The 22843-nt window shown below is 58.4% G+C and carries 17 protein-coding genes; 7 read left to right on the forward strand and 10 right to left on the reverse strand.

Going from position 1 to position 22843, the window contains the following annotated elements; all coding sequences use genetic code 11:
- Nucleotides 1–31: 31 nt before the first annotated feature.
- The 9 genes from ACYZT2_RS14570 to ACYZT2_RS14610 all read right to left on the reverse strand — a co-directional run bounded on the left by ACYZT2_RS14570 (nt 32) and on the right by ACYZT2_RS14610 (nt 12107).
- A complete protein-coding gene (locus ACYZT2_RS14570) occupies nt 32–2446 on the reverse strand; it encodes a TonB-dependent siderophore receptor (RefSeq protein ID WP_461964994.1) in 2415 nt (804 codons plus the stop codon).
- A gap of 99 nt (nt 2447–2545) precedes the next feature.
- Entirely contained in the window at nt 2546–3523 is a 978-nt protein-coding gene (locus ACYZT2_RS14575; protein ID WP_461964996.1) for a FecR domain-containing protein, read from the reverse strand.
- Complete coding sequence (locus tag ACYZT2_RS14580; RefSeq protein WP_461964998.1) at nt 3524–4039, reverse strand: sigma-70 family RNA polymerase sigma factor; 516 nt, start codon at nt 4037–4039, stop codon at nt 3524–3526.
- 85 nt (nt 4040–4124) lie between these two features.
- Entirely contained in the window at nt 4125–5309 is a 1185-nt protein-coding gene (locus ACYZT2_RS14585; protein ID WP_461965000.1) for an aminotransferase class V-fold PLP-dependent enzyme, read from the reverse strand.
- Between the two features lie 15 nt (nt 5310–5324).
- Entirely contained in the window at nt 5325–6569 is a 1245-nt protein-coding gene (locus ACYZT2_RS14590; RefSeq protein WP_461965002.1) for an MFS transporter, read from the reverse strand.
- A gap of 3 nt (nt 6570–6572) precedes the next feature.
- Nucleotides 6573–8429 (reverse strand): IucA/IucC family protein, encoded by a 1857-nt coding sequence (locus ACYZT2_RS14595; RefSeq protein ID WP_461965004.1) that lies wholly within the window; start codon nt 8427–8429, stop codon nt 6573–6575.
- A gap of 36 nt (nt 8430–8465) precedes the next feature.
- Entirely contained in the window at nt 8466–9626 is a 1161-nt protein-coding gene (locus tag ACYZT2_RS14600) for an NAD/NADP-dependent octopine/nopaline dehydrogenase family protein (protein ID WP_095129817.1), read from the reverse strand.
- A 28-nt stretch (nt 9627–9654) separates the two neighbouring features.
- Entirely contained in the window at nt 9655–10698 is a 1044-nt protein-coding gene (locus ACYZT2_RS14605; RefSeq protein WP_461965006.1) for a PLP-dependent cysteine synthase family protein, read from the reverse strand.
- Nucleotides 10699–10712: 14 nt separating this feature from the next.
- Nucleotides 10713–12107, reverse strand: a complete 1395-nt coding sequence (locus ACYZT2_RS14610) for a Y4yA family PLP-dependent enzyme (RefSeq protein ID WP_461965008.1) — start codon at nt 12105–12107, stop codon at nt 10713–10715.
- 609 nt (nt 12108–12716) lie between these two features.
- Here ACYZT2_RS14610 and ACYZT2_RS14615 point away from each other — a divergent pair.
- From ACYZT2_RS14615 to ACYZT2_RS14630, 4 genes are all read left to right on the forward strand, one after another.
- Nucleotides 12717–13607 (forward strand): HpcH/HpaI aldolase/citrate lyase family protein, encoded by an 891-nt coding sequence (locus ACYZT2_RS14615; protein ID WP_461965010.1) that lies wholly within the window; start codon nt 12717–12719, stop codon nt 13605–13607.
- A 26-nt stretch (nt 13608–13633) separates the two neighbouring features.
- The gene (locus tag ACYZT2_RS14620; protein ID WP_461965012.1) at nt 13634–14035 is read left to right on the forward strand and encodes a transcriptional regulator; all 402 of its coding nucleotides are present in this window, start codon (nt 13634–13636) and stop codon (nt 14033–14035) included.
- A gap of 111 nt (nt 14036–14146) precedes the next feature.
- Nucleotides 14147–16387, forward strand: coding sequence for a TonB-dependent receptor (locus ACYZT2_RS14625; protein WP_461965014.1), 2241 nt, complete (start codon nt 14147–14149; stop codon nt 16385–16387).
- A 70-nt stretch (nt 16388–16457) separates the two neighbouring features.
- Nucleotides 16458–16835 (forward strand): fe2+ zn2+ uptake regulation protein, encoded by a 378-nt coding sequence (locus ACYZT2_RS14630; protein WP_461965016.1) that lies wholly within the window; start codon nt 16458–16460, stop codon nt 16833–16835.
- Between the two features lie 183 nt (nt 16836–17018).
- On the opposite strand, the gene ACYZT2_RS14635 is transcribed toward ACYZT2_RS14630, so the two are convergent.
- On the reverse strand, nt 17019–17933 hold the full coding sequence (locus ACYZT2_RS14635; protein ID WP_095129803.1) for a LysR family transcriptional regulator: 915 nt from the start codon (nt 17931–17933) through the stop codon (nt 17019–17021).
- 269 nt (nt 17934–18202) lie between these two features.
- Between ACYZT2_RS14635 and ACYZT2_RS14640 the strand changes: the two genes are divergently transcribed.
- From ACYZT2_RS14640 to ACYZT2_RS14650, 3 genes are all read left to right on the forward strand, one after another.
- Nucleotides 18203–19225 (forward strand): zinc-dependent alcohol dehydrogenase family protein, encoded by a 1023-nt coding sequence (locus tag ACYZT2_RS14640; protein ID WP_461965018.1) that lies wholly within the window; start codon nt 18203–18205, stop codon nt 19223–19225.
- 567 nt (nt 19226–19792) lie between these two features.
- A complete protein-coding gene (locus ACYZT2_RS14645; RefSeq protein ID WP_461973110.1) occupies nt 19793–21283 on the forward strand; it encodes a hypothetical protein in 1491 nt (496 codons plus the stop codon).
- 67 nt (nt 21284–21350) lie between these two features.
- Nucleotides 21351–22751 (forward strand): aminotransferase-like domain-containing protein, encoded by a 1401-nt coding sequence (locus ACYZT2_RS14650; protein WP_461965020.1) that lies wholly within the window; start codon nt 21351–21353, stop codon nt 22749–22751.
- Nucleotides 22752–22843: the final 92 nt, after the last annotated feature.

Raw genomic sequence — 22843 nt, forward strand, 5'->3', positions numbered from 1 at the left:
AACGGTTCACACCGTCATCCGGCTGAACGTTTCAGAAATCGACAGTCGCCGACAATAATAAGGTGCGCGGTGAACCTTGGGAAAACGCGCCATAAGAGGCGACGCCCGACCAGTATTCGTGGTCGACCACGTTCTGCACGGTGGCGCGGAACGTGGTCGGTCGTTCATCGATGCGGGTGGTGTAGCGTGCGCCGACATCGAAACGAGTCCAGTCATCCAGTTTTTGCGTGTTGGCCTGATTCACGTACTGGCTGCCGGTGTGGATAGCGCCACCGGTCAGCGTCAGGCCTTCGACCCACGAGGTGTCCCATTCGGCCCAGAGGTTGGCCTGAACTTCGGGTACGCCGACCGGCTTATTGCCACGGTTGGCGGCCACGCCGGTTTTGGTCAGTTCGGCATTGAGCAGGGTCACACCACCGAGCACACGAGTGCCCGGAGTGACTTCGCCGAATACATTCAGCTCCAGCCCGCGATTGCGTTGTTCGCCCTGGACCGAAAACACCCCGGAGGTCAGTTCGCCGCTGGGTTTGGTGATCTGAAACAGGCTGAGGGTGGAGGTGAAGGTGCCGTAGTCGGCCTTGACCCCGAGTTCATGCTGGCGGGAAACGTAAGGGGCGAAAATCTCGCCGGCATTGGAAGCGGTGGAGGGCGCGATGTCGCCTTTGCTCAGGCCTTCAATGTAGTTGTAGTAGAACGAAACGTGATCCCAGGGCTTGAGCACTGTGCCGAACAACGGTGTGGTTCGGCCGTCATCGTAGGACGTGGTGACGACGCCGGACGCATTGTAGTTGTCGGATTTGATGTTCTGTTTGCGCATGCCGAGGGTTATCTGTGCACGGTCATCCAGAATCGACAGCGTGTCAGCCAGCGCCACGCCGGTCAGTTCGCTCTCGGACACTTTTGGCGTGTCCGGCTTGGGGATGTAAGGCTTCGGGCGATCCACCGGGTGGTAAATATTGGAGAGGATCGGCTCGCCGGAAATGATCCCGCGAGACAACATGTCGCGGTAACGACTGACCTGCAAAGCCGTGCGATGACTGATCGGCCCGGTGTCGAAACGCAGGCGCGCTCCGGCGTCGACGGTGTAACGCTCGACTTCGAACTTGTAGTAACCGGGGATCGACGAGGTGTCGCCAGCGGCGTTGATAATGGTCGGAGTCTGGTCGGACATCCTCGCAACATCCGATTTGCCGCCGCCCGCGTGGGCGAACACGGTCAGGGTGTCGCTGAGGTCGTATTCGCCGCTGAGCAACGCCGATTTGTCACGGTTGGTCGACCAACCCCAATCCTGACTGACATTGGTTCGGCCGTTGGCGGCCGAGGGAATGTCCACGCCCGAAGCGATCAGAAACGGTCGTGAGGCAGCGTCGAAGCTTTCTTTCTGGTTGAGCCAATCAAAGGTGGTGCGCAGGCGTTCGCCCTGATAATCGAGGGAAATGGCGCCGATATCGACATGGCGCGATTGATCGTCGATCACCGTATCTCCCAGCTGTGTGCTGCCGTTGATGCGCACACCGAAGCGGCGTTCTTCACCGAAACGCCGACTGACATCGAGGTGTCCACCGAGCTGCGAGTCCATGGCGTAACTGGCGGTGAAACGGGTCAGGTCTTCATCAAGGGAGCGCTTGGGCACCACGTTGATGACTCCGCCGACCGCGTTGTTCGGTGATATGCCATAGAGCAGGGCGCTGGGGCCTTTGATCAGTTCGATACGCTCGGCGTATTCGGTGAACACCCGGTAGTTGGGCGCCACGCCGTACACGCCGTCGAATGCCAGTTCCCCCAAATTACCTTCGCCGACGGGAAAGCCACGGATGAAGAACGAGTCGACAATCCCCCCGGTCTGGCCAGTGGAGCGTACCGATGAATCGCGCTCCAGCACGTCGCCGACGGTGACTGCCTGTTGATCCTTGATCAGTGCCGAAGTGTAGGTGCTGACGCTGAAAGGCACGTCCATCACATCGGTATTGCCCAGAATGCCCAATCGTCCGCCGTTGGCCACCTGGCCGCCGGCATACACCTGCGGCAAAGAATCGGCGCGCTTTTCAGTGCCGATGACGGCCGTTTCATCCAGTGTCACCCGGCGCGGGACCAGTGTGTAGCTGCCGTCGCTGCGTAAAACCATGTCCAGGCCACTGCCTTCCAGCAAACGATTGACCGCCTCCTGTGTAGAGAAATTGCCGGTCAGCGCAGGACTGGTCAGGCCTTCGGTCAACGATGGCTGGAACGACAGAGCAATGCCGGCGTCCACCGCGAAGCTCGACAGCGTGGCACCGAGTGGCCCGGCGGGGATGTTGTAGGCGCGGACCGCGACAGAGTCCAGTTGCACCGGCACGACGGCCAAGGCAAACGGGCAAACGGCACCGATCAGGACAAGGCCTAGCAACGCACTGCGAACAACTGGTATGAACTGACGATCCGGGCGCAGGAGGCGTGCAGCAAGCATGGATGAGTGAGCCTATGAACAGGACGGAAAAGTGCTTCTCCCCTGTAGTCAGTCGAGATCAAAAAAAGTATCACCGGTTCGGCTAATATTTTTTTTGACTCAGGCCGGGGAGAGCATGACCCAGTAGCCATTCAAATGGCCGCTGACGAGAATCGGGTAGGTTTGCGCCAGCATGTTCAACGTGCGCTGGCTGTCGCTGATGGGGTAGGCGCCGGAAATGCGCAGATCGGCAAGTGCCGGATCGAGACGCACGAAGCCACGGCGATAGCGCATCAGTTCGGCGACGAAATCGGCCAGGCGCATTTTGTCCGCCATCAGCATGCCTTGGGTCCAGGCGCCGACGTAGCGGTCGGCGACGCTGAGCTGGCCAAACGTATGGGAAGAAAAGTCGGTGCGTTGACCGGCATTGACGATCAGCGGTGTGCTTTGGCGATTTTCCGCGAGTTCGACTTTCACCGCGCCTTCCAGCACGACAAGGTGAGTGCGAGGTTGCAGTTCTCGAACGGTAAACCGCGTCCCTAGTGCCTGCATGCGGCCCTGACGGGTGCTGACCAGAAAGGGGCGGGCCATCGAGGAAATGTCCGTTGCGGTTTGCACCAGTATTTCGCCTTCGCGCAGGTGGATGAGGCGTTGATTGGCGTCGAACAGCACGTCGATGGCGGTGTCGGTGTTCAAGGTGATTTTCGAGCCATCGGCCAGAGCCAGTTCGCGCTGCTGACCGATGGCCGTGTGATAGTCGGCGGACCACTGCTGCGATTCGGCCAGTTTCCAGCTGCCCCAACCGGCTGGCAGGATCGCCAGAATCATCGCCAGTTTGCCCAGCGCCGCGCGCCGTTCCGGGCTGCTTGGGCGATCGAGTGCCGACATGGCCAGTGACGGTGGCAAGCCGCCGAGTTTGGTCTGCAACAACTGCGCGCGCGACCAGGCTCTGCTGCGTTGGGGCGTGCTGACTTTCCAGCACTCCCATTCGGCACGTTCGGTGTCACTGAGTTCGCTTTCACTCATGCGGATCAACCAGTCGGCCGCTTCTTCAAGTGCCAGGTGGTCGAGGTGCGGTTCATTGCGCCGTGCGAGCATTCATTCCACCAGCAACAGGCACTGCACGAAGGCTTGCTTCATGTAGCGTTTGACGGTGATCAGCGCAACGCCCAATTGCTCGGCGATGTCGTCGTATTTCAGGCCGCTGATCTGCGACAGCAGGAATGCGCGTTTGACCAGCGGTGGCAGGGCGTCGAGCATCGCGTCGATTTCGTGCAGGGTCTCCAGCACCATGAAACGCAGTTCCGGCGAAGGCACTTCCGGCGCGGGCACATGAGCGAGGGCATCGAGGTAGGCGCGTTCCAGTGCCTTGCGCTGATACCAGTTCACCAGAATGCCTTTGGCCACGCAGCTCAGGTACGCGCGAGGTTGCTCGATGACGGTGACCTGGGACGCGAGGATGCGGGTGAAGGTGTCCTGCGCCAGATCAGCCGCATCCATGGCGTTACCCAGTTTTTTCTTCAGCGTCGCGTACAGCCAGCCGTGATGGCCGCTGTACAGGGCTTCGATCGCGCGCAGGTGATTGTCATTATTCGCGGGAAGGGTTTCGCTCATGGCTGCAGATTTTCATGCAATTGAGAAGTATTCCCAATGCTAGTTTACAAACCCGCTGCGACGCAAGCGCCGATTGTTGTCCTGTTCAGACTTGCGGCAGACGGCGCAGCGCAGCAATCATCGTGTCGATTTCCGCCTCGGTGTTGTACGCATGCAGCGACGCGCGGCTGACCTCCAGCAAGTCCCTGTGCTGCATGTCGAGAAGGGTTGAGCGGAACGTCGAGGTGGTGACGTTGATGCGTTTTTCCTGACTGGCCAGCCACTGCTGAACCTGCGCGGCGCTGCTATTGCAATGAGTGAAGGTAACGATGCCGGATTTGACCGCCCCCAGGTCTCGCGGCGTCACGCCCGGGATATCTGCCAGTCGCTGGCGCAGATAATCCACCAGATGTTGAATCCGCAGCCACATCGGTTCGATGCCTTGGGCCAGTGCGTATTCCACCGCTGCCCCGAGGCCCAATTTGGCGGCGACATTACACTCCCAGTTTTCGAAACGCCGTGCGTCGGGGCGGATTTTGAACGCGTCCGCGGTTTGCAAAGACGCTGCATGCAGGTCGAGAAACGCTGGCTCCAGGTTCTGGCACAGCGATCTTTCGACATACAAAAACCCCATCCCTCGCGGCCCGCGCAAGTATTTGCGGCTGGTAGCGGCGAGCATATGGCAACCGATTTTCTGCACATCGATCGGCATCTGCCCAACCCCCTGGCAAGCATCGAGCAAAAACAGCACACCCGCCGCGCGGGCGAGGGCGCCGATCTGCTCGATGGGTTGCACCGGCCCGCCGTTGGTGGCGATCACGGGCAGGGAGATCAGCGCAACTCGATCATCGTCAAGCATATCCTTGAGCGCCGATAACGAGACCTGGCCGTGCTCATCGTTGGGAATGACGCGAATCTCGATGCCGCGTTGCTGCTTCAATTGCAGATAAGGAATGTAGTTTCCGGCGTACTCGGTAGTCGACGTCAGCACCACATCGCCGGGTTGCAGCGGCAATGAGTAGAACGCCATGTCCCAGGCGCGCGTCGCGTTTTCGATCACCGCGATTTCATCGGGTTGCGCGTTGATCAGGCGCGCGATGGCGCCATAGACATTGTCCACTTCGGCCGATTGCTGCCCGGCCGCTTCATACCCGCCAAGACTCGCTTCAAGCTGAATGTGGCGGGTCATGGTTTCGATCACCGGCGCGGGCATCAGCGCCGCGCCGGCATTGTTGAAGTGGATCAGTTGCGCGACGGCGGGTGTGTCGGCGCGCAGTTGTTCAATGTTCAAAAGCTGACTCCTTGATCAATCCCCGGGCGGGGCAGGACTCGGTTGCATCACCGCAGGCCAGTAACGCAGCGCAACAATCGGGATCAGCGCCACGACGTAGGCCAGGCAAACGAACAGATAGGTGTACTGCAAACCGTAGACCTGACTGAGCAGACCACCGGCTGAGATCCCTGCAATCGAGGCAAATTGCGCGGTGCCCTGAGCGATTCCCAGCACATGGCCCTGCTGCGAGCTGTCGGCGGTTTTCGAGATCAGCGCCATCAACACCGGCGTGGTCGCACCCAGTAATACGCCCCAGATAAAGTAGGCGATGACGAACACCACCGGATTACGGGTGTCGCCCGCCACGGCGGTGAGGACGATGCAGCCGATGACGACGTAGCTCATGCGCTGCAAAGTTTCTTGCTGGCCACGGTGTTCGAAATAACGCGACCACGCAGTGGCCGAAAGAATGAAACCCAGCGCCAGCAAGCCGTAGCACAGGCCGACCACTGAATTGCTGACCTCGAACACCGAGCTGACATACAGCGAGAACGACGTCTGCGGCAGCATCCGCGCCAGTAACAGAATGCCCATCACGCCGAGCAGCGACAGCAACGGCGAACCTTGCCAGAGGCTGCCGGAACGGCTGGCCGGCGCGGTCTTGTCCGCGACCACTGCTTTCTTCACCGGCGGCACATCCGGCAAGGTCACGGCGGCGATCACGGTGCACACCGCACACAACGCCGAGGCGATGATGTTGATCCAGAAGAACGTCGCGTAATCGAGGATCAAACCACCGACTACCGCACCCAGCAGTGAGCCGACGTTGGTCGAGATTTGCAGAATGGCGAATAGCCGCGCCCGTCGCGAAGGCGCTTCAATGCTGACGCCATACGCCTGCGCCGGAGCGATGTATCCGGCGAACGCGCCTTGCAGGAAACGCAGGATCAGAATGATCCAGATGTCAGTGAAGAGGGCCAGCCCAAGCTGGGTCAAAGACAAACCGGCGAGGGCGCGGATCATCATCAACTTGTGGCCGTAGCGATCACCGATACGGCCCCAGAATGCACTGGTCAGAATAATGCCCAGCATCGGCCCGACGTACACGGCGATGCTGGCGAAGCTGAAAACCGACTCCGAAGTCGTCAGCCCACGCAGGTGGACAGGCCAGAACGGCCCGCTCATTTCCATCGCCCCCATCGACACCAACTGGATCGCAAATAGAAGATAAATCAGGATTCGTACTCTTGAACCCTGGATGACACCTGCATGGGACATGAGTCAGCCTCGGTTAAACGCGAGCGGGTTGGTCAGGGTGTGTTGCAAACGATAGTTGCTGTACTGCATCAAGTGCATGCGCAACAACGACCGGGTCGGCCATGGATCTTCGACGAACGCCTTGTGCTCGGTTTCCCACACTGCTGGCGAGACACGATCGCGCACGGCCTCGAAGGCAAGGTCGGTTTCCTCGCGCAAGACTTGCCACAGCCGCGTGTTGTTCAAGCCGTACTCCTTGGTCAGCCACAGGGCGATCTCGTGCAGATGCGTGAGGAACGCCGCGTCCAGCACAAACATGCGCACCGGCTCGATATCACCGGAGAACACCGTCGGCAGAATACCCGGCTGAACATGCGGTTGCAGGCTGTAGCCACGTTCTTCCAGCAATGGCGCGTAGGTACGGCCATCGCCGAAATCGCGGATCAGCAGACTACGTGCTTTGCCGTCGGGGGAGAACAGCACCATGGTGTTTTGCTGGTGGGCTTCGAGGCCGATGCCGTACATCAAATAGATCGCCACCACCGGGTGGGTGACCACTTTGGCGTACTCGCGGAACCAGCCCTCGACCTGTGCTGCATTGGCCCGCACGCCATCACGCTCGATCAGATCGGTGAACAACGGCCGACCGCTGCCGGGCAAACGAGTGAACAGCGAGGCCACGGTAATCGGCAGGCAATCGTCATTGCGTTCGAACGCTGGCGCACTGGCGCGATAGACCACGGACAAATGACGGCCCGGATGATCGTCCTGGGTGACCGCGTTTTTGTAACGCACACCGATTTCTTCCGGGAAGATTTCCAGGCGCTGATCGAAGCCGTTTTCGGCCTCCAGAATCTTGGTGATCACCGTGCTGATGCGCGGTCCCATGTGAATCGATTTGGCTTGCAGGCTGCGCAGCTCGCTGGTCATCCATACGGCGATTGGCAATTTGATCAGCGGCGCACATTCGTCCAGCACCGGCATCATCGTGCGGTAGGACATGGTCGGCAACGTTGGAATGTCTGGGCCGTCGGTGATCAGGATGCCTTCTTCGATTTCCGCCGCGAAGGTCTTCAGCACATAGGCCTGCAAGTGCCAGGCGTGAATCGGCAGCGGCAGCCACTCGGTTTCGTCCAGGCCCTTGCTGTTGAGCGAGGCTTTCCATTGTTCCCATTGCGCCGCAAAGTTGCCAGCGAACCAGTCGTGGTAACTGGTCACGTGAGGCATGCTTTCACTTTTTGCGTTGTCGGCGCGCAACGCGGCGATGCGCAGCGGCACCTGCGCGTTGAACTCGGGCGACAGTTGCTCGACTTCCTCATCGGTCAGGCCCGGCCGGGCTTTCCACGTCGGGTAGTACGGATGGCCTTCCAGTGAACCCCACTGGTCGAGCAGGATCGCGGCGTCCTTGGTCTTGGCGTGCTGGCGCAGGTAGTCAGTGAAGCTGTTGAGCCCTTGATCCTTGGCGGCCTGTTGCAGTCGGGCGTTCCATTGCTGGCGATGCTGACGGGCGTGAGCGTCGTTGGTCAGGCTGTTTTCCATGTCGGATTTAAGCCAGGCCACGCCTTCGTCAGTAGGTTCGAAGTCGAAGCTGTCTCGCAGCACATCCAGCATGTCCTGATGGCTGGTGATGACCTGGCGCACACCTTCGTCGGTCACCAGCACCACGTCACCGTCATTGACCACCGTGTCGGCCGGGCCTTTGGCGATGTCGGAAAAAGCCAGGTGGGCGCGGCCGCCCTTGAGCGGGTAAGTGGCCTGGTTGCCCTCGATGGAAAAACTCAGGGCCGAACGGTCGAGGATGTTTTCCGCAAAAAGGCAGCGAACCAAGCGGCGCATGGCGTTTTTGCGGGAGTAGGCGATCAGTGTCTTGAAGTCATTCATATCAGCGGTCTGCTCGTCGAAAATTGAGTAAAGAGATCAAGCGGCGGCGTTTGTCGTGTGGGGCCAGTGGCTCGGGAAGTAATCGAGCGCCGAGTCGCGCAGGCCTTGCATGTAGGCCACGCTCCACTGAAGGACTTCCTCGATATACGGCACCTTGAGGTCGAAACGTTTGGCCATTTCCACCAGCAGCACCAGGCCGTAGGCGACGTCTTCGTTGAAGGCGCGACTCTCGCGCTCGATTACGTAACCGGCGCGGTTGCCGGCGGCTGGCACCATCGGCGCGAGGATGTCGTTGTAGGCCTGATTGGTGCGCAGGATCGACAGCATGCTGCTCTGGTCGCGGATCTGCTCGCCGTAGGCCTCGACGATTTCCTGTTTCAGGGATTTCACCGAGGACAGGTCGATGCCCAGTCGCTGGCTGATCACAGCGCACAAGTCCTGACTTTCCTGATCCATGCGTTCGAGGAAGTAAGCGCCCAGTTCCGGGCACTCGGTCCACCAACACATGCGTTGCGGGAAGATCTTGCGATGCCACTGGCCGTACGGGCCGATGAGGCCGTAGATCACCGAGCTGTGCATGATCGGGTTACCCGGCGTCAGGGTGATTTCCAGATAGTGGTCGAGCATCGTCACGCACGGGCCGTACAACCGCGTCAGGATTTCCTCCAGTTGCTGACTGGACGCCTGCGACTCGCGGGCATGGGTTGCCACATACAATTGGCTTTTGCCGCCGCCCATTTTTATCGAGCGCCCCGGTGTCAGCTCGAACGCAGTATGCGGAACATCCTTCATGCCCCAGATCACTACATTCGGCCGATCGGGCAGGGTGGCTTCAGCCAGCCAGTCGAAACCACAAAATCCCGGAATCGCGCCGACGTAAACCGGTTTGCTCGCGCTCAGATGCGGCGCAATGGCCTTCAGCGTTTGCGGTCGGGCATGGGCGGGCACGGTGATGATGACGATGTCGGCATCTTCCACCGCCGCTTTTGCATCGCTGGTTACCCGATCCAGCCGGGCACTCAGGGTCGAGCCATCGGGCAGCAAGGCCTGCATCGGCGTGTGTCGGGCGTGCTGTTCGATGACCTCCGGATTATGGGTGTGCATCGAAACCTGAACGTTGGGCAGCTGCTTGAACAGTATGGCGTTGAGATGGCCGGTCCTGCCGCCACCACAGATGGCGACTTTCAACAGATTCATCGAGAGGCGTTCCTGTGTGATGGGTGAGTCATGCGACGCTCAGTTGCAGCGGCGCGGAAACGGATTCCAGCCATTGGGTCTTGCCCAGCCAGGCATCCAGTTGCGGCGCAATGCTCGGGTCGATCAGGTCGCGCTCTTGCAGCCATCTATCGTCGAACACGGTGCGCAGGTATTTCTCGCCGCCGTCGGCAATCGGTACAACTACGTTGCCAGTCAGTACGCCTTTGTGGATCAGCTCCAGCGCCTTGAAAATCGCACCACCGGTCGAGCCGCCGACCAGCAGGGCGAAGTTGCGCGCGATGTAGCGGGCCGTTTCGAACGCCTGAGAGTCGGTGACCTGCACACCCAGATCGATGCAGCTGTAGTCGAGCACCAGGCCGACGGTGTCACCGGCCGGCGTACCGGTGCCGGATTGGTAGTAGGGATAGCCGGGGTGGCCGAAGACGATCGAACCGGCGGGTTCCACCGCGACGGTCACGGTGTCCGGGTTATGCACTTTCAAGCCGCGAGCGATGCCGGTCATCGAACCGCCGGTGCCGACACAACCAACGTAAGCGCCGATAACGCCTTCAGCCTGAGCGATGGTTTCGCGGACGAAATCACTGTAGCCGCCGGCATTGGCTGCGTTGTCGGACTGGTTCATGAACACAGCCCCGGGGATCTCGGCCGCCAGTTCGGCTGCCATCCGCTGGCGCTCGACCACCGCAACTTCATCTTCGCGATACGTACCCTTGACGAAACGAATGTCGGCACCCAGAGCCTTCATCACCGCGATCTTGTCTTGCGCCGCGTGATGGTCGACCACAGCGATAAAGTGCAGGCCGAACTCGACCGCTGCCATGGCCAGGCCAATCCCGGTGTTGCCGGAGGACGACTCGACGACCACGCCGCCGGGTTTCAATCGACCGGACTTCAGCGCAGCCAATACCATGTTGCGCGCCATACGGTCTTTGATACTGCCGCCGGGATTGTTTTTTTCAATCTTCAACAACAAACGGGCGTTGGTGTCCGGAATATCAATGCCCAACATCGGTGTATTGCCAATAAGGTCAGATACTTTATTCAAGATCATTTCAATTGTTCCCTTTAGTAGTCAGGTGAAAACGCAAAGTTACCTTCCGTACAACAGGTCGCCGTCAACCGCCGGGGCAGGGGGTGGCGATGAAACTCGTTCTCCAGCAAGTCCATCTGATAACCGGCGGTATTGATGTAAATCAATAAGTCGCCGGCTTGAGGCGCAGTCGCAAAGTTGATCAGGCGATGAGTGATGACGTCATCGTCCAGGCAGCTATGGCCCGCGATATACGCTTGGGTCGGTGTGTCGGGCAGTTCTTTTGTGCTGATCAGTATTGGATCAATCAGGTATTCAGAAGCGAACCAGGTTTCGCAGGCGCTGAAACTGCTGCCCTCAACAAAAATGACGGTTTTGTTGTCGGCCAGTTTTTTTGTGCGTGTTACGCGGAATATTGAAATGGCCGCCTGGTCCACCAGACTTCGACCGGGTTCCAGTGCCAGGGTTATATTCTGTCGGTTCAAATAGTTTGCAATGGAGAGGCCTTGTGAGTGTTCGGCCTCGAGTAATAACGTCAACCATTGCGGCGCTGTCAGGTCGCCGCCGTAAGGGTAATAAGTAGCGGGAACTTTCAGGTTGTAATAATGGCTGGGGTTATTGTCGTTTTGCAGGAATCGAGCATAGTCCTGGGGCTCGACATAACGAATCGGCAGGCCACCGCCAATATCAATCATTTGCGGATTCAAGCCCATTTCCCTGGCCGCCTCGACGAACCCGGTGACCTCACGAAAGGCTTGTGCACGGGATTCAAATCCATAGCCGCCGAGATGGAAATGGAAACCCTCGAAGTGAAAAGACTCAACGTATTTCGTCAACCGTTGAAGGCCTTCGAGCAAATCTTCCGAGCCCATTCCGAACCGACTCCTTGGACTGCTCTTAGGTCTGTAGCGCAGTAAAACTCTGGCTTTTGCAAGGCTTGGCTGTGCGTCGATCACGCTTTTCAGGTGGTCAAACTCTTCCAGCGAGTCCACGCAAATCAATGAACCGGCGCTGATCAGTGCTTGATGAAACGCCGCAGTTTTGGCCGGTCCTGTGGCACAGATTTTTTCTGCTGGCGTGCCGGCTCGCAGCGCTGCATGCAGCTCGTGGATGCTCGACACATCAACGCCGATCCCCGAATTTGCCGCTGCACTGAGCATGCTCTGGGACTTGTTGGCCTTGGCCCCGTAGAAGAGGGCATGAGGCACGTTGTACTGCTTCAACACCGCCAGCAAGGCATGTGTGTTTAATTCAAAGGCATGGGGCCAGACCAGATTCAATGGTGAACCGTGTTGTTTGACCAAGTCTTTAAGTGTGCCCGGAAAGTCATTGATGAACGAGGAAATAAGTGGGTCAGTCAGCGGCTTTAACATCTCCGGATGATGAACTTTATTTCGTTGTTCAGAAGGTGGTGTATTTGTTGTAGGCATAGTTAACCCCTGGCGCCGTAAATGACGTCGCCATTGATGTTTCGATAACTAATCGTTATCGACGTATGTAGTCTTTTTACACGTCAGATACGAGGTTTAAACATTTGGAGGCGGATGCCAGGCGAAATCCGGGTCTGGGTTCGAAGCGCTGATCGTAATAAATGGGTCACAAAACAATTGCATGAGAACCCCATTCCATAAGGTTTGTACGGACGTGTTAATTGGCCACTAGTTGAGGACCAATCCCCTGTAAATACCCGTAACTGACGTTCAAGTGACATCACTGACAGGTACTTCCCGAGATGCTGATGACTTGCTTTGAAGCGAGGATAGTTCCTCTTGGCGGCGTGAACAATATTGCGAACGGGAACGATTATCAAGTAAGGTTTTCAAATATTTTTGAATGAAGACCTGCTCAAGGCGAACGCATGAACGTGTATTTACACGCTCAAGGACTCGTTCGCCCCGAGATAAAAAGTCCCTTAATTCCTTGAACAATAAGGCGTTAAGGACTGTTGCGAGAAACCCCGGAACAGCATGCAAATCTGCCGCTGAAGGGGACTGAAAATTTTCAGAAATCACGACTGGTTCACGCCAAGGAGCAACACCATGCAATCCGATCGACTCAGCAGCAAAACCCCACTCGCGATCAGCTACCTGTTCGTGCCGGGCAACCGTCCCGAGCGGTTTTCCAACGCCGTCGAAGCAGGGCCGGACGCGATCATCCTCGATCTCGAAGACGCCGTTCATCCGGACAGCAAAGCCGCCGCACGCGCCGCCATTTGGGCCTGGCAAGAGGCTACGCCGAGCGGCGCCAGCGAACGTTACATCCGCCTGAACAGCGTGAGCAGTTCGCTGTTCCGCCAGGACCTGACCTGGCTCAGCGACATGCGCTACCCCGAGCGTTGCAGCGGGATTTTCCTGCCCAAGGCCGAATGCCCCGAGGCGCTGACGCGGGTGGTCGAATGCCTGCTGGAGTGGCAACCGGAACTGAAGATCGTTGCCATCATCGAGACTGCCAAAGGCCTGCAACAGGTCGAATCGATTGCCGCGATTCCGGGGCTGACGCGGCTGGCGTTCGGCTCGCTGGATTTCTCCCTGGACATCAACTGCAGCCAGATTCCCGAGGCGTTTCTGTTCGCCCGCAACCGTATCGTGCTGGCTTCGCGCACGGCGGATTTGCCGTCGCCGATCGACGGCGTCACCCCGGCGATCAGCGATTTGGCGGTGGTCGCCAAGGACTCGCATTACGCGCGATCGCTAGGTTTCAGCGCCAAGCTGTGCATCCACCCATCGCAACTGGCCACAGTGCAGCGCGCCTTCCTGCCGGATTCGCTTCAACTGGCGTGGGCTGATCGGGTGATGAGAGCGGTTGCGACGGGCAGCCACGCGGTGCAAGTGGATGGCGAGATGGTCGACTTGCCGCTGATCGAACACGCCCAGCGCCTGCTCGATGTGGCCAGCCAATACGCGTCGATTGTTCGCGCAGATGCCTGCTGAATCCCCGGCGAATCAGGAGATCAACCATGGAACACGGCTATCAGATTGCGTTGCGGCCGCTTTGCGAAGTGCTGCAATCGGAGCAGGTCGACCCGGCCAACGTGACGATGCTGCGCGAGTCGATTATCCGGGCCGGGCATTGGCTGGAGCCGATCATCGTCGAGCGCTCGCAAGGCATCGTGATGGACGGCAATCACCGGTTCAACGCGGCATTGCAGTTGGGTTTGAAGCGAGTGCCGTGCATCCAGCTCGATTACACCGATCCGCGGGTGTGTGTGCGGCATTGGCAGACCGGACAGGTGTTCGAAGTGGCGCGAATTTTCACCCTGATCGCTCGCGGCGAGATCTTTCCGTACAAGACCACCCGACACGCTTTTGACCCCGCGTTGCCGGTGGTCGCGATACCGCTGGAACACTTGTATATCTAGCCTTGGCTGCACAGAAGCAGAAAAAACTTTACTGCGGGTGATACTTTTTCGCAGATCGACTGGCAATAGGAGTGATTACCATTTTCCCTTGATGAAAAGGATTCTCACGTCATGCCTGTTGTCAGTCGTCCTTGCGGTGAGCGTGTGTTAACACTCGCCATTCGTACCGCCTTGCTGAGTTTTGTTTGGGTCGCAGGAAGCGCCAACACCTGGGCCGCCAGTCCCGAGCAACAGGACGTTGCCGCCGATAAGACCTCGAACATTTCGGCCGCAACGCCGACTGATGGCAGCACAGATGCGCTGACCCTCGACACCACCGACATCAACGCCCGTTACAACAGCCCGACCGCATTGCCGGAAACGCTCGCTGGTGGCCAGGTTGCGCGCGGAGCCCGCCTGGGCATGCTGGGCAACAAGGACGTGATGGACACCCCGTTCAGCGTGACCAGTTACACCGCCAAAACCTTGGCCGACCTGCAAACGGTGACGGTGGCCGATGCACTGGAACGTGATCCTTCGGTGCGCTCCACCGGTCAGACGGGCGGCATCGTCGACTCGTTTTTCATCCGTGGCTTTCCGGTCGGTGAAGGCAATCTGGGCGAACTGGCGTTCGATGGCGTGTATGGCGTGGCACCCAACTACCGCGTATTCACCGAGTACGCCGAACGTGTCGAAGTGCTCAAAGGGCCGGGTGCCCTGATGTACGGCATTTCGCCAAACAGTGGCGTTGGCGGTGTGATCAATATCGTTCCCAAACGCCCGCTGGACGAAGACCTGACCCGTTTTACCGCCAGTTACGCCTCGGACTCTCAGGTTGGCGGTCATCTGGATGTCAGCCGTCGTTTTGGCGAGGAAAATCAGTTCGGCTTGCGTTTCAACGGCAACCTGCGGGGTGGGGACACTGCCGTTGATGATCAGCAGCGAGACTTGGGTATCGGTGCCATTGCGCTTGATTATCGTGGCGAGCGCTTGCGCTTGAATCTTGATTTCATCAGCCAGAAAGAAAGCTTCGATGCACCGTCGAGGCCATTCACTGTCGCACCTGGTATTGACGTCCCGTCCGCGCCCAATGGTCGTACCAACTTGTCGCAGGACTGGGGATGGTCAGATACGAAGGAGCAGTCGGCATTGCTGGGCGGCGAATATGACCTGAGTGATTCGGTCACCGTGTTTGCCCATGCCGGGGGCGGTAAGTCAGACGTCAAGCGGATGTCCGATCAGGTGCCGAGAATCCTCAATGAGGCCGGCGATACCAGCAACATTCCGGGTTACTACAAATTCAACGTCGATCGTTCGACGGCCGATGTCGGCATCCGCGGCGTGTTCGCTACAGGGCCGATCACTCACACGACCACGCTGATGGCGACCCAGTACCAGGATGAACTGTCCCGAGGGATCAACAACGGCACCCAAATCCGTTCGAACATTTACCACCCGATCGATGTGCCCAAGCAATTCATCAACTCGCCGAAGGTGCTGCGTATTTCCGAATCGGATCTGTCCGGCGTCGCGGTGACTGACACGTTGTCCATGCTTGATGACCGCTTTCAGTTGACCCTCGGTGTGCGTCGCCAGGACATCGAATCACGCAACTACAACGCCGCAGGTTCGGTCAGCTCGAAATACAACGACAGTGCCACGACTCCACTGGTCGGTGTGGTGGTCAAGCCTTGGGAAGATGTCTCGCTCTATTACAATTATGTTGAAGGCTTGAGTAAAGGAGACATCGCACCAGGCACGGCGGCCAACGCCGGTGAGACGTTTGCCCCGTATGAATCGAAGCAGCATGAACTTGGCGTCAAATATGAGCACGGTACGTTCATGGCCACGCTGGCGTTGTTCCAGATCGAGAAGCCGAGTGGTGAAATCGGCGCCGGAAACGTGTTCTCGGTGCAGGCCGAACAACGCAACCGGGGCATCGAGTTGAGCATGTTCGGCGAAGTCGCGCCGGGCACACGCTTGATGGGGGGCGTGACTGTGCTTGACGGCAAGTTGACCGATTCGGCGACAGCGGCCAACCGCGGCAACAAGCCGGTGGGTGTGCCGGATGTGCAAGCCAACCTCTGGGCCGAATGGGACGCACCATGGCTTGAAGGCTTCACTCTGACCGGTGGTGCCATCTACACCGACAGCCAATACGTCAATCAGGCCAATACGCAGGAGCTGGGCTCCTGGACCCGCTTCGATGTCGGCGCGCGTTATGCCACCAAGATCGAAGGCCGGCCGACGACATTCCGCGCCACCGTGCAGAACGTGTTTGATCGTGAGTACTGGTCGGGCGTTGCTTCGTACGGCGCATTTTCCCCGGGTTATCCGCGGACCTTGCAGCTGTCGGCCACCGTCGACTTCTGATGAAGACGGGAAGGGTTGCTACGGCAGATGTAGCAACCCCATCTGAACATTTCGGAAAGGGAGTATTCGCATGTTGAACAACTCAGGCTCAGCGGCTGTAAGCGCACCTTCACCGTTTCGGACAGCGACCAATCAGCTGGCGTTCGTATGTGATCGCAGCTCGAATGAACACATCCGTGAATTGCTACGTTTCTATGGACTGCGCACCAGTCTGATCCGCTTCAAGGTCCTCAATGCGCTGGTCGCCGCCACTTTGAATGGGCGTGTCGTTGGTGTCAGTGAGGTGCATGCCTATCTGGTGTCGCTGTCTGCCGGGATGACATTTGTCAGTGTGCGCGAAGTGCTTAAACGCCTGTGCGACGAGGGCGTGATCCTGCTTCAGGCCGACAAGAGCTACCGTATCACCGACGAAGCCTGGGCGATGCTGAAGCAGCATCTTGATGGCTGAAAGGTGTTTTCGATTGGCTGTTTTCGTCGCGGCCCTCGAATGATCCAGGTTTGAACAGTGACAAGTGTCGAGGCTTTTACTGGCTTCAACACTTGTCATGATTCACCCGCGACATGTGTCGTCATGCCTGAGCCTGATCGCGCGCTCAAGGTGCGAACCCATGAAAGTCATATGCCATCCCCTTTAAAGACTCTCAGGATCCCCAAAAAACATCTGAATCCGCGACCTTAACCAACGCTCACCCGGATCATTGTCCTGCGACCCACGCCAAGCCATGTGCAGCTCAAAACTGCGCACCGGCAACGGCGGATCTTCGGCTCGCACACCACCAGCCGCCGTCAACGCTTCAGCCGTGTAATCAGGCACTGTCGCAACAATATCGGTGCCACTGATAAGCGTACTGAGCCCATTGAACTGCGGCACCGCCAGCACCACATGCCGTTTGCGCCCCAGCTTCTCGAGCTCTTCATCTATAAAGCCACTCAGATCGCCCGCGAACGAAACCAAAGCGTGGGGCCGGGCGCAGAAATCATCCAGGCTCAACGGCCCCGGCACTGTATCGGCGCGCAACAATTTCGGCATGCTGCGGCGCAGTACTTTGCGCTTGGCGTTGGCCGGCAGGTCGGCGGTGTAGCTGACGCCGATGGAGATCTCGCCCGAGGCCAGCAGGTTCGGCATCAGGATGTAGTTGGCCCGACGCACCACCAGCACGATTCCCGGCGATTCCGCGCGCAGCCGTTTGAGCAGCATTGGCAGCAGCGCGAATTCAACATCGTCCGACAAGCCGATGCGGAACACTGCGGTGCTGGTCGCCGGATCGAATTCCGCCGCGCGACTGACCGCGGTGGAAATCGAATCCAGGGCCGGGGAGAGCAGGGCGAAGATTTCCACTGCCCGGGCGGAGGGCTCCATGCTGCGGCCGGTGCGCACAAATAGCGGGTCATCGAACAGCCCACGCAGGCGTGAGAGCGCCGCGCTGATGGCCGGCTGGCCGAGGAACAATTTTTCGGCAGCGCGGGTCACGCTGCGTTCGTGCATCAGTGTTTCGAAAACGATCAACAGGTTCAGGTCGACACGACGCAGGTCATTACGATTCATCTGGAGTCCTGGCAGATTCAGCAAACTTGACGTGAGCGGCCATATGAGAACAATGGCCGGCATGAATCTTACGGGCAAAGGCTGGTACTCTGCACAGGGTAATTCAGTTTTTTCCTGAAAGGCTGCTTCGGTTTTTACGGCATTTGATGATGTCGCCGTCGCTGCGGAATCAATGACAGGCATGTCGACTATTAATAGCCACTGATGGTCTTGGGTAGAAAGCCCAGATAGAGTTCAGGGCATTAGAGGTTACTTTGACGAGGTTTGCGATGTCCCGCACGATCCGTTTTCACAAGTTTGGTCCAGCCGAGGTGCTCAAATGCGAAGAGCATGCGGCCGCTCTGCCTGCGCCGGGCGAAGTGCAGGTGCGCGTCGAAGCGATAGGCATCAGTTGGTACGACATTCTCTGGCGCCAGAACCTGGCCTCGTCCCATGCTCGTCTGCCTTCAGGCCTGGGTCATGAAATGGCCGGCGTGGTCACGATGGTCGGCGAAGGCGTCGATGACCTGGCCGTCGGTGACAAGGTCGCCAGCTTCCCGGCCGAAAGCCCCAACGACTACCCGGTTTACGGCGAACAGATCGTTCTGCCGCGCTCGGCGCTGACTCTCTACCCGGACGTGCTCAGCCCGATCGAAGCCAGTGTGCACTACACGCCGCTATTGATCGCTTATTTTGCCTACGCCGATCTGGCGCGAGTCAAACCTGGGCAATTTGCCCTGGTGACCGACGCCAGCCACTGCGCCGGACCGTCGTTCGTGCAACTGGGCAAAGCGCTCGGTGTGCGAGTGATTGCCGCGACCAAAACCGCGGATGAGCGTGAGAACCTGCTGTCCCTCGGCGCCGAGAAGGTCATTGTTACCGAGGAAGAAGATCTGCTCATGCGGATCAACAAAATTACCGACAACCGCGGTGTGGATGTGGTGTTCGATGGCCTTGGCGGACCGCAGATGTCGCTGCTCGGCGATGTGCTGGCGCCTCGCGGCAGCCTGGTGCTTTATGGCTTGCAAGGGGGTAACCAGACGCCATTCCCGGCCTGTGCGGCGTTCCAGAAGAACATTCAGTTCTTCGTGCACTGCATCGGTAATTTCACCGGCAAGCCGGAGCTGGGCATCATCCAGGATCAGGCCGCACTGCAACGTGCCCTGCGCGACATCAACCAGTTGACCGCGGACCGTGTGCTGCTGCCGCTCAAGACCCGGGTCTTCCCGTTTTCCGAGTTTGTCGAAGCCCACCGCTATATGGACGAATGCCCATGTCGCGAACGGGTCGCCCTTCAGGTCGAGCCTGCCTGAGCCCTTCCTCCGCAAGAGTCCGTGTGAGCACGGACTCTTCTGCTGATAGTCACTCCAAAATGAGACGTCCCGTCGATCTGTCGGTGGGCCGGTTCAGCAACTGAACTGGTTTTTGCTCTCAATCTGTATCTTCTAATCATTATATAAGCCCTGATAATTGAATGATTAATTTCATCTCAAGGAAAGAGTCATGGACGAGTATCAGGCTGAAACGCCTCAGTGCGCGCCGGCAATATATGCTCAACAAATAATGCGGCGTCGCTCAGTTGTCTTACATTCATGGGCAACTTCTTTCTTTATTTCTTGTACTAAGTGTCTGTGGGACGCTGTCGGAAATTTCCTAGGAAAACGCGTGGAAGCGCAAGACGCCCGCTCTGCGGGGCACTGTGCCGATTTTGACCTCCTTGGGTTACCCACAGCGGTCAATCATTTCAAATAATTACACAATGCTTAAGTGCTAGCATTTGAACAACGGCACCGGCATTCCATTCATGACAAACAACCTGTTGCGCAATACACCTCGTTATTTGCGTGGCATCGAACTTATGAGTCACAGGTAAATAAATGATGACCGCTACCCATGATCAGGCAATGAACTATGTTTATCAGCAAATGCTGCAGCGCTTGCTGGGTTTTTTCTCTCGCGCCGAACGCACGGCATTGCAATTGATGATTCAGCGCCTGGTGATGTCCGCAGGAGGTTTGGAGCGCATCGGCGATTACAAGGTGCTGACGATCCAGTCCGGGGCCCGCGACAGTTGCTACACACTGGCGCTGCTGCGCGCGGCGCAACTGAGTATCGCCAGCCGGGCACCGGCAACGTTTCAGCTGCGAGTGGCGACCTTGCGCTTGAACGGTGTGGCCTCCACGGCCCTGGAAAACATCCATCACAGTTGTAGTGCGCTGTTTCTCTACGATGACCCCCGAGTCGAAGTGTTGATGGTCGATAATCGGGAAGTCCTGCCTTTCAACCATCTGGCGCCGATCTCTGAAGCCGGTCGCGAGTCGAACCGGCTCAATCTGCTGATGGTCGGGCACCGCCGTACCTGGGATGGGGCGCTTGATCTGTGGGATGACGGATACCTGGCGACCGGCGAATTTTATGGGCAGATTGCCCGCTGGGACCAGGGTGTCGATGCATTGGTCAGCAGCGATACGCCCCGTCGGCAGAAGCAGTTTCTCGTGGGATTGAACCGTGCAGCGGCCAAGGCCGGGCTCAAGGCAGCGGACCGTCATGAGACGGGGTACGAGGGCCTGTTCGAGCGGCTCGATGAATTGGGCAGCGATTGCTATCGCCAGTTTTATCCTGAGTCTGCCCAGGCGGCGTGGCGTCCCGCCGATCATTTTGAAGAATGTCGCCGCGCGACCTTCATCGATATTCACGACATGCTGGTCAGCAATCTGGAAGAGCGCTGGCCACTGCTCACCGATTTCCTCGGATTTCAACCTGACGAATTGTCGGCTCAGCTCAGTGATAACGACTACGTCAGCCTGTCGATATCCGCGCATCTTCGTGGCTTGCAGGCGTGCTTTGTACAGGGTCGCACCTACGAGACGGGCATCGGCGAGTACGTGCGGCGGGCGCTGGTGATGATGCGTCGTAAACAAGTGCCAGAGCGCTTTTGCGAACAGGCAATGGAGACCTTCGGCAACCCGATGACAATGACCGACCAGCGTGCGTTGGCGGCGGTCGAAGCACAAAAGAAGCTCGGTTTGAGCGAGGCTCAACTGGTGTGTCTGCTGTTCGCCCCTTTTGTCGATAACGGCGCGGCGCTCGAGCACTTTCTTCGTCGGTGCCATCCCGGCATGCTCGTGGCATTGCCGGACTTGCACCGGGCGATGCAGGGCGGCCCGGCGCCCGAGCAGGTTCTGCAGTGGATGGTCGATGTCAGCGGGTTGCCCGTGAGTCTGATCGGTACGCTTTACCGCATGGGGCCGATGGTGCGGGATGAGGGCAGGGGGCTCGGCATGGAAAGTGGCGACGTGGGTGGGCAAGCTGAAGTCATGGAACCTGAGCGTGAAACGACCGTGGCTGGCGAATGGTCGACGGGCCGGTGAAAGTGCCAGGTTTGACGGATTCAGCAAGGATGCGTCACGACGTTCGTAGTTTGTTCGGCCGTTACCCATGAAAGGACCACGAGATACCGATTTTGCGTACCAGGCGGTGTACCGTTACCTGACTAATCTGATCAATGAACCGGGCAGTGACGGGCACGTGCGCCTGCCCTCATTGCGACAGTTGGCGCGCCGCCTGGATGTGTCGATCTCGACCATTCAGTACGCCTATTCGCTGTTGGAGAAGGAAGGGCGCGTCTATTCGGTGGCCAAGTCCGGTTACTACTCACTCCCCGTGTCCTCAATCGGCATGCCCGGTAGGGGCAAGGACCTGCTCGAAACGGTTTATGTCAATGCCAGGCGTCCCGGCATGCTGGTGCTGAGCGCCGATGAGCCGGCGTTGTTACAACCCCTGGATAGCCCGTTGTTGTTGCTGGAGAGAGAACTGCTGCGCCAGTATCCGCGCCAGCCGCAACCGTCTTCGCAACCCTGCGGCGAGCTGGAACTGCGCACCGCTCTCGCGGCGCGCTACACCACTTCGCCGACACGTTGCTGGCATGCCGATGATGTCTATATCGGTGCAGATCTGCGGGGAGTCCTGGAAATATTGATCGCCGTCCTTGGCCTCAAAGACGCTGTGGTGGTGGTCGAATCACCGTGCGACTGGGTCATTCTGCGTCTGCTCCAGGATGCAGACGTGCAGGTGATCGAGCTGCCGTTGCAAGCCGATGGTGGTCTGGATCTGGATCAGTTGAAGGAACTGCTTGAGACCAAACAGGTGCGACTGGTGATGCTTTCATCGGGGCTGAACATGCCACGAGGCAGTGTGGCGACTGACAGCAACAGGCAATCCGCCGCACAGCTGCTGAAACGACATGGCAGTTGGGTACTGGAAAACGATTGCTATGGCGAGCTTGAATTCGAGCCGAACAGCCTGCGATTTCGCGATCTGCTGGACCCGGATCGGCTGATCGTGTTTTCCACATTCGAGAAATTCATCGGGTCGGAGGCGCCCTTCGGCTATCTGCTGTCGCGACAATTGCGTGCCAGATTGCAGCGGCACTTTTTGCTGCGCGCTTTCCGCTTGTCGCTGATCCGTCAGAAAGCCATTGCGCGGCTGTACAGCAACGGGCGCATCGACCAGCACCTGCTGGTATTGCGTCGACTGCTCAAGGAACGCATGGTGCAGATGACTCAGTTGCTTGAAGAACGTCTGCCCGACGCGCTGCACTTCATCGAGCCCCAGGGCGGGGCGACGATCTGGATCCGCTCGTTGCGCCAGGTCGATGTGCCTCGAGTGTTCGAGCGTTTGCTCAAGCAACATGTGGTGATTGCGCCGGGAGAATTGTTCAGCTTGCAAGGCCTGCATAGGCAGCACTTGCGCCTGAGTCATACCTTCGGTGGTCACCACGACCTCGCCTATGCATTGGGTCTGTTGGCGGATGCCTTGCGCCTGGAATCGATCGACTGAGCTTGGGTGCAAACTTATCCTCGGAACCTGACAATCGATAACATCGCGCCAAGGGCAAACTGTCAGTAAACTGCGTTCTATTCCCGAACCAC

It is taken from the genome of Pseudomonas sp. MDT1-85, from assembly GCF_054898065.1.